Genomic DNA, 6,060 nt, shown 5'->3' on the forward strand with positions numbered 1-6,060 from the left:
GGGTACACCGCCTCAACGGGCAGCCGGACCTCGCCCGAACCGATGCGCTGGAACAGTTCGCCGATCAGGGCGGCTCGTTTCGCGGCATCCATCGTCCTCGACACCGTGCTGCCCCAGAAGCCCTTCACCGTCGCCTGCTTGAAGATGAGGTCGCCGGACGAGATCTGAAGCAGGCCGGATCCCATCGCGCCGAACGACACGAGCGTGCCGCCTTCGCCGAGCAGCGACAGCAGTTCGCCGGCAGCCTTCCCGCCTACCGAGTCGACGGCCGCGCGAGGCTCGGCGCCGTCGAGGATCTCGGCGGCGCGTTCGCGCCAGTCGGCGCTCTCGGTGGAGACGATGTTGTGGATGCCGAGGGCGGCGAGTTCGTCGACGCCGGCATCGCGGCGCACGAGGCCGAGCACATGGATGCCGCGGGCCGGCGCGAACTGCGCGACCAGCTTGCCGACGGCGCCGTTGGCGGTGTTCTGCACGATCCAGTCGCCGGACTGCACGTCGAGCGAGTCGAGCAGGGCGAGCGCGCTGAACGGCATGGAGATCAGCTGCGCGGCGGTCTCGTCGGTGATCGCGTCGGGCACAGGCAGGAGACCGGCCGCCTTGGCGACGAAATACTCGGCCCAGACTCCGAAGGAGCCGCCGGTGACGCGCTGCCCGACCTGCAATCCCTCGACACCCTCGCCGAGTGCGTCGACCACGCCGACCGCTTCGGTGCCCGACGCGGCGGGCAGCTCGGGCTTGAATCCGTACGTGCCCCGGATCGTCCAGAGGTCGTGGTTGTGGATGGGGGAGAGAAGGGTGCGGACACGCACCTGTCCGGGGCCGGGCTCGGGGAGCGGGCGCTCGGCGACCTCCAGGACCTCGGTCGGGTCTCCGAAGGTGGTGTGGATGAGTGCGCGCATGGTGCTGCTCCTTCTGTTGACCGCGGAAACACGAAAACCCCTGGCTGGCCAGGGGKTTTATGGGTGCATGCGAGGGGCTGACGGGAATCGAACCCGCATCATTAGTTTGGAAGACTAAGGCTTTACCACTAAGCTACAGCCCCGAATCCGACGGCGTTCCGTCGGGATCGGGTTATTGAGTTGTCCGCAGCAGGCCGCGGCATCCGACAGTCTACCGGACCGGCCCCCGCACTCCTGCCCGCCGGCGCCAATCCGTGCCACACACAGTTGGGTCACACCCGAGTCGGCTAGACTTCTCAGGGCCGTTCGGCATGCGCGCGCGTATGCAGCCCGCCCGGGGCGTAGCTCAGCTTGGTAGAGCGCCCGCTTTGGGAGCGGGAGGTCGCAGGTTCAAATCCTGTCGCCCCGACATCACGGCCCCACAGACCCAGACCTTCAGCTGCACCGTTTCGCGTGCGGCCGAGACGAGGAGAACGAACAGTCATGGTCAACAGCACCGTCGAGACGCTCAGCCCGACCCGGGTGAAGCTCCACATCACGGTCACCCCCGACGAGCTCAAGCCGAGCATCGCGCACGCGTATGAGCACATCGCTCAGGACGTGCAGATCCCCGGCTTCCGCAAGGGCAAGGTGCCGGCGCCGATCATCGACCAGCGTGTCGGTCGCCTCGCAGTTCTCGAGCACGCCGTCAGTGAGGGTCTCGACACCTTCTACCGCGACGCCGTCGCATCGAACGAGGTGCGGGTGCTCGGACGCCCGAAGGCCGAGGTCACCGTCTGGCCCAGCGACAAGGACTTCAGCGGAGACCTCGAGGTCGAGGTCGAGGTCGACGTGCGGCCCGAGTTCGCGCTTCCCGAGCTCGAGGGTCAGACCGTGACCGTCGAGGCCGTCGAGGCCGACGACGCCGCGATCGACGCTGAGCTCGACCGCCTGCGCAGCCGCTTCGGCACGCTCGTGACGGTCGACCGTCCGGCCGCGACCGGCGACTTCGTCGAGCTCGACCTCGTCGCCACCATCGGCGACGAAGAGATCGACCGCGCCGAGGGTGTCTCGTACGAGGTCGGCTCGGGCGAGCTGCTCGAAGGCATCGACGAGGCCATCGACTCGCTCACCGCCGGTGAGGACACCACCTTCCGCTCGAAGCTCGTCGGCGGCGACCACGCCGGTKAGGACGCCGAGGTCTCGGTCACCGTCACGGCCGTCAAGGAGCGCGAGCTTCCCGACGCCGACGACGACTTCGCGCAGATCGCCAGCGAGTTCGACACGATCGCCGAGCTGCGCGAGAGCCTCGCCGAGCGCGTCGGACAGCAGTCCGTCTTCGCGCAGAGCGCGGCAGCCCGCGACAAGCTCATCGAGCAGCTGCTCGAGCAGGTCGAGATCCCCGTGCCTGCCGGACTCGTCGAGGACGAGGTGCACAACCACCTCGAGGGCGAAGGCCGTCTCGAAGACGACGTGCACCGTGCCGAGGTGACCGAGGCCAGCGAGAAGCAGTTCCGCACGCAGATGCTGCTGGACGCGATCGCCGAGAAGCTCGACGTCTCGGTCTCGCAGGACGAGCTCACCCAGTACCTCGTGCAGTCGGCCGCCCAGTACGGCATGCCCCCGCAGGACTTCGTGACGGCGCTGCAGGAGAACAACCAGCTGCCCGCCATGGTCGGCGAGGTCGCTCGCAACAAGGCGCTCGCCGTCGCCCTCGGCAAGGTGTCTGTCGTCGACACGAACGGCAAGACGGTCGACCTGAGCGACTTCATCGCCGTGGATGACGAAGACGACGCTGAAGAGGTCGTCGAAGAGGCCGAGGAGATCGCGGATGCCGCGGCCGAGGCCGATGAGATCATCGAAGCCGAAGAGGCCGCTGTGGTCGAGGAGAAGCCGGCCAAGAAGGCTCCGGCCCGCAAGCCGGCCGCCAAGAAGGCCGCTGCCGACAAGAAGTAGTCGCCCGCTGGGTCGACGAGGGGACGGATGCCGCGCGCATCCGTCCCCTTTCTTCATCGAGGAGGAACCATGGCCGATGAGTGGGACGCCCAGGTGGCGGCTGTCTGGGCAGATCACGAGCTGAGTGACGCCGATCGGATCGCGCGGATCGACGCGCTCGCCGCCACGCTCGACGACGGCGATGCGCGGGGTCTCTTCGAGCGTGCCGGCGCCCGCGACTCGGCGGGCATCGAAACCGAAGCCGAACCGCTCTACCGCCAGGCGCTCGCTGCGGGCCTGGACGAGTACAGTCGCGCTCGTGCAGTGATCCAGCTCGCCAGCACGCTGCGCAACCTCGGCCGGACCGACGAGGCGCGCGGGATGCTGCGCGAAGAGTTCGATCGCGGACCCGACGCACCCCTGCACGACGCCGCCGCGGCCTTCTACGCGTTGGCGCTGGTGTCGTCGGGGGAGGCCGTGGCCGCGGCATCCGTCGCACTGAAGGCGCTCGCGCCGCATCTGCCTCGGTACACCCGCTCCGTCGCCGCGTATGCCGATGACCTCGTGAGCGAGCGGGACTGACCGTCCGCTCTCTGCCCAGGGCGAACACGGCCGGGTCGTCGAACGCGCCCCGGTAGATTCGAGGAGACGTCCAAGGAATCAGGAGTACTAATGGCCGAACCACTTGTCGCGACGAGCGTCTTCGACAGGCTGCTGCGGGACCGCATCATCTGGCTGGGCTCAGAGGTGCGCGACGACAATGCCAATGAGATCTGCGCGAAGATCCTGCTGCTCGCAGCGGAAGACCAGCAGAAGGACATCTACCTCTACATCAACTCGCCTGGCGGCTCGATCACAGCCGGCATGGCGATCTACGACACGATGCAGTTCGTCCCGAACGACATCGTGACCGTCGGCATCGGCATGGCCGCGTCGATGGGCCAGCTGCTGCTCACGAGCGGCACCAAGGGCAAGCGCTACATCACCCCGAACGCGCGGGTGCTGCTGCACCAGCCGCACGGCGGGTTCGGCGGCACGGCGAGCGACATCCAGACGCAGGCTCAGCTGATCCTCGACATGAAGAAGCGCCTCGCCGAGATCACCGCCGAGCAGACCGGCAAGTCCGTCGAGCAGATCAACGCCGACGGCGACCGCGACCGGTGGTTCGGTGCCAAGGAAGCGCTCGAATACGGCTTCGTCGACCACATCCGCGCCCACCTGACGGATGTCGTCGGCGGCGGCGGCACGGCCAACTGACGAGACCTGCGGCGAAAGAGAGAGAAACCCGAATGCACACCCCGACCTTCGGCATTCCGCAGGGCCTGAACGTTCCGAACAGCCGGTACATCCTGCCGCAGTTCGAAGAGCGCACGGCCTACGGCTACAAGCGCCAGGACCCGTACAACAAGCTCTTCGAGGATCGCGTCATCTTCCTCGGCGTGCAGGTGGACGACGCCTCGGCTGACGACGTCATGGCGCAGCTCCTGGTCCTGGAGAGCCAGGACCCCGACCGCGACATCATCATGTACATCAACTCGCCCGGTGGCTCGTTCACCGCGATGACGGCGATCTACGACACCATGCAGTACGTGTCGCCGCAGATCCAGACCGTCGTGCTCGGTCAGGCTGCGTCGGCTGCGGCCGTGCTGCTGGCAGCCGGCGCACCCGGCAAGCGTCTCGCCCTGCCGAACGCGCGCATCCTCATCCACCAGCCCGCAATGGGCGAGGCGGGCCACGGGCAGGCGTCGGACATCGAGATCCAGGCCGCAGAGATCCTGCGGATGCGCACCTGGCTCGAAGAGACCCTGGCGAAGCACTCGAACAAGACGCAGGCAGAGGTCAACAGGGACATCGATCGCGACAAGATCATCTCCTCGGAAGAGGCTGTCGTGTACGGCCTCGTCGACCAGGTCCTCACGACCCGCAAGCGCCTTCACGGTCAGGCCGCCCTGACGAAGTAGCTTCATCCTTCAGCGCCCCGCTCCCGAATCATCGGGGGCGGGGCGCCGGTGCGCCCGGGGGCGTTTGCGCCCAGAGCGTACGGCGCCCTTCCACACTTCGCGTCGCAATCCCGCCCGACGTCCGCGTCAGCGGTTAGGCTCTGAGGACGGTGGGAAGCGGCAGCCCCGCGGCAACGAGGAGGAGCCCGATGGCACGTATCGGTGAGAGCGCCGACCTGTTCAAGTGCTCATTCTGCGGAAAGAGCCAGAAGCAGGTGCAGCAGCTGATCGCCGGTCCCGGCGTGTACATCTGCGACGAGTGCGTCGAGCTATGCAACGAGATCATCGAAGAGCGTGCCGCTGAGCAGGGCGCGGGCGTCGTCTCCGACTTCGACCTCCCCAAGCCCCGCGAGATCTTCGCGTTCCTCGAGGAGTACGTCGTCGGCCAGGTGCCGGCCAAGCGCGCGCTCTCGGTCGCGGTGTACAACCACTACAAGCGCATCCGCGCCCACGGCACCCTGCAGACCGCCGAGCAGCGCGCCGACGACATCGAGATCGCCAAGAGCAACATCCTGCTCATCGGCCCCACCGGCTGCGGCAAGACGTATCTCGCCCAGACGCTCGCCAAGCGACTGAACGTCCCCTTCGCGGTGGCGGACGCGACGGCCCTCACCGAGGCCGGGTACGTCGGCGAGGACGTCGAGAACATCCTCCTCAAGCTCATCCAGGCGGCCGACTTCGACACGAAGCGCGCCGAGACCGGCATCATCTACATCGATGAGGTCGACAAGATCGCCCGCAAGGCCGAGAACCCGTCGATCACCCGCGATGTGTCGGGGGAGGGCGTCCAGCAGGCGCTCCTGAAGATCCTCGAGGGCACCGTCGCGTCGGTGCCCCCGCAGGGCGGACGCAAGCACCCGCACCAGGAATTCATCCAGATCGACACGACGAACGTGCTGTTCATCGTCGCCGGAGCGTTCGCCGGGCTCGAAGACATCGTCTCGAGCCGGGTCGGCAAGCACGGCATCGGCTTCGGTGCCCAGCTGCACGACAAGGAGCGCGACCTCGACCTCTTCAGCGAGGTGCTCCCGGAAGACCTGCACAAGTTCGGCCTCATCCCCGAGTTCATCGGTCGGCTCCCGGTCGTGGCATCCGTCTCGCCACTCGATCAGGTCGCGCTGATGGAGATCCTGACTGAGCCGAAGAACGCGCTCGTCAAGCAGTACCAGCGCATGTTCGAGCTCGACGGGGTCGAACTCGAGTTCGAGCACGACGCCCTCGAGGCCGTCGCCGACCTCGCCGTGGGC

General features: G+C 67.3%; 6 protein-coding genes and 2 tRNA genes. 6 read left to right on the forward strand and 2 right to left on the reverse strand.

Annotation, left to right across the window (positions count from 1 at the left end):
* Both AC1DVT_RS17300 and AC1DVT_RS17305 read right to left on the reverse strand, forming a co-directional pair.
* The coding region (locus tag AC1DVT_RS17300; protein ID WP_477390314.1) for a zinc-binding dehydrogenase at positions 1-899 on the reverse strand (899 nt) is incomplete at its 3' end.
* A gap of 72 nt (positions 900-971) precedes the next feature.
* A tRNA-Gly gene (locus tag AC1DVT_RS17305) sits at positions 972-1,042 on the reverse strand.
* A 192-nt stretch (positions 1,043-1,234) separates the two neighbouring features.
* On the opposite strand from AC1DVT_RS17305, the gene AC1DVT_RS17310 reads away from it, so the two are divergent.
* From AC1DVT_RS17310 to clpX, 6 genes are all read left to right on the forward strand, one after another.
* Positions 1,235-1,308 (forward strand) — tRNA-Pro (locus AC1DVT_RS17310).
* Between the two features lie 74 nt (positions 1,309-1,382).
* Positions 1,383-2,834 (forward strand): trigger factor, encoded by a 1,452-nt coding sequence (gene tig / locus AC1DVT_RS17315; protein ID WP_477390316.1) that lies wholly within the window; start codon positions 1,383-1,385, stop codon positions 2,832-2,834.
* Positions 2,835-2,903: 69 nt separating this feature from the next.
* Entirely contained in the window at positions 2,904-3,395 is a 492-nt protein-coding gene (locus tag AC1DVT_RS17320) for a tetratricopeptide repeat protein (protein ID WP_477390318.1), read from the forward strand.
* A gap of 90 nt (positions 3,396-3,485) precedes the next feature.
* Positions 3,486-4,070 (forward strand): ATP-dependent Clp protease proteolytic subunit, encoded by a 585-nt coding sequence (locus AC1DVT_RS17325; protein ID WP_457098475.1) that lies wholly within the window; start codon positions 3,486-3,488, stop codon positions 4,068-4,070.
* Positions 4,071-4,102: 32 nt separating this feature from the next.
* Positions 4,103-4,774 carry an ATP-dependent Clp protease proteolytic subunit gene (locus AC1DVT_RS17330; RefSeq protein WP_457098476.1) on the forward strand — a complete coding sequence of 224 codons (672 nt, stop codon included), beginning with the start codon at positions 4,103-4,105 and terminating at the stop codon, positions 4,772-4,774.
* A 188-nt stretch (positions 4,775-4,962) separates the two neighbouring features.
* Positions 4,963-6,060: ATP-dependent Clp protease ATP-binding subunit ClpX (clpX, locus tag AC1DVT_RS17335; RefSeq protein WP_477390320.1), on the forward strand; the 1,098-nt coding region annotated here is incomplete at its 3' end.

Source organism: Microbacterium sp. P2_F9 (assembly GCF_056403635.1).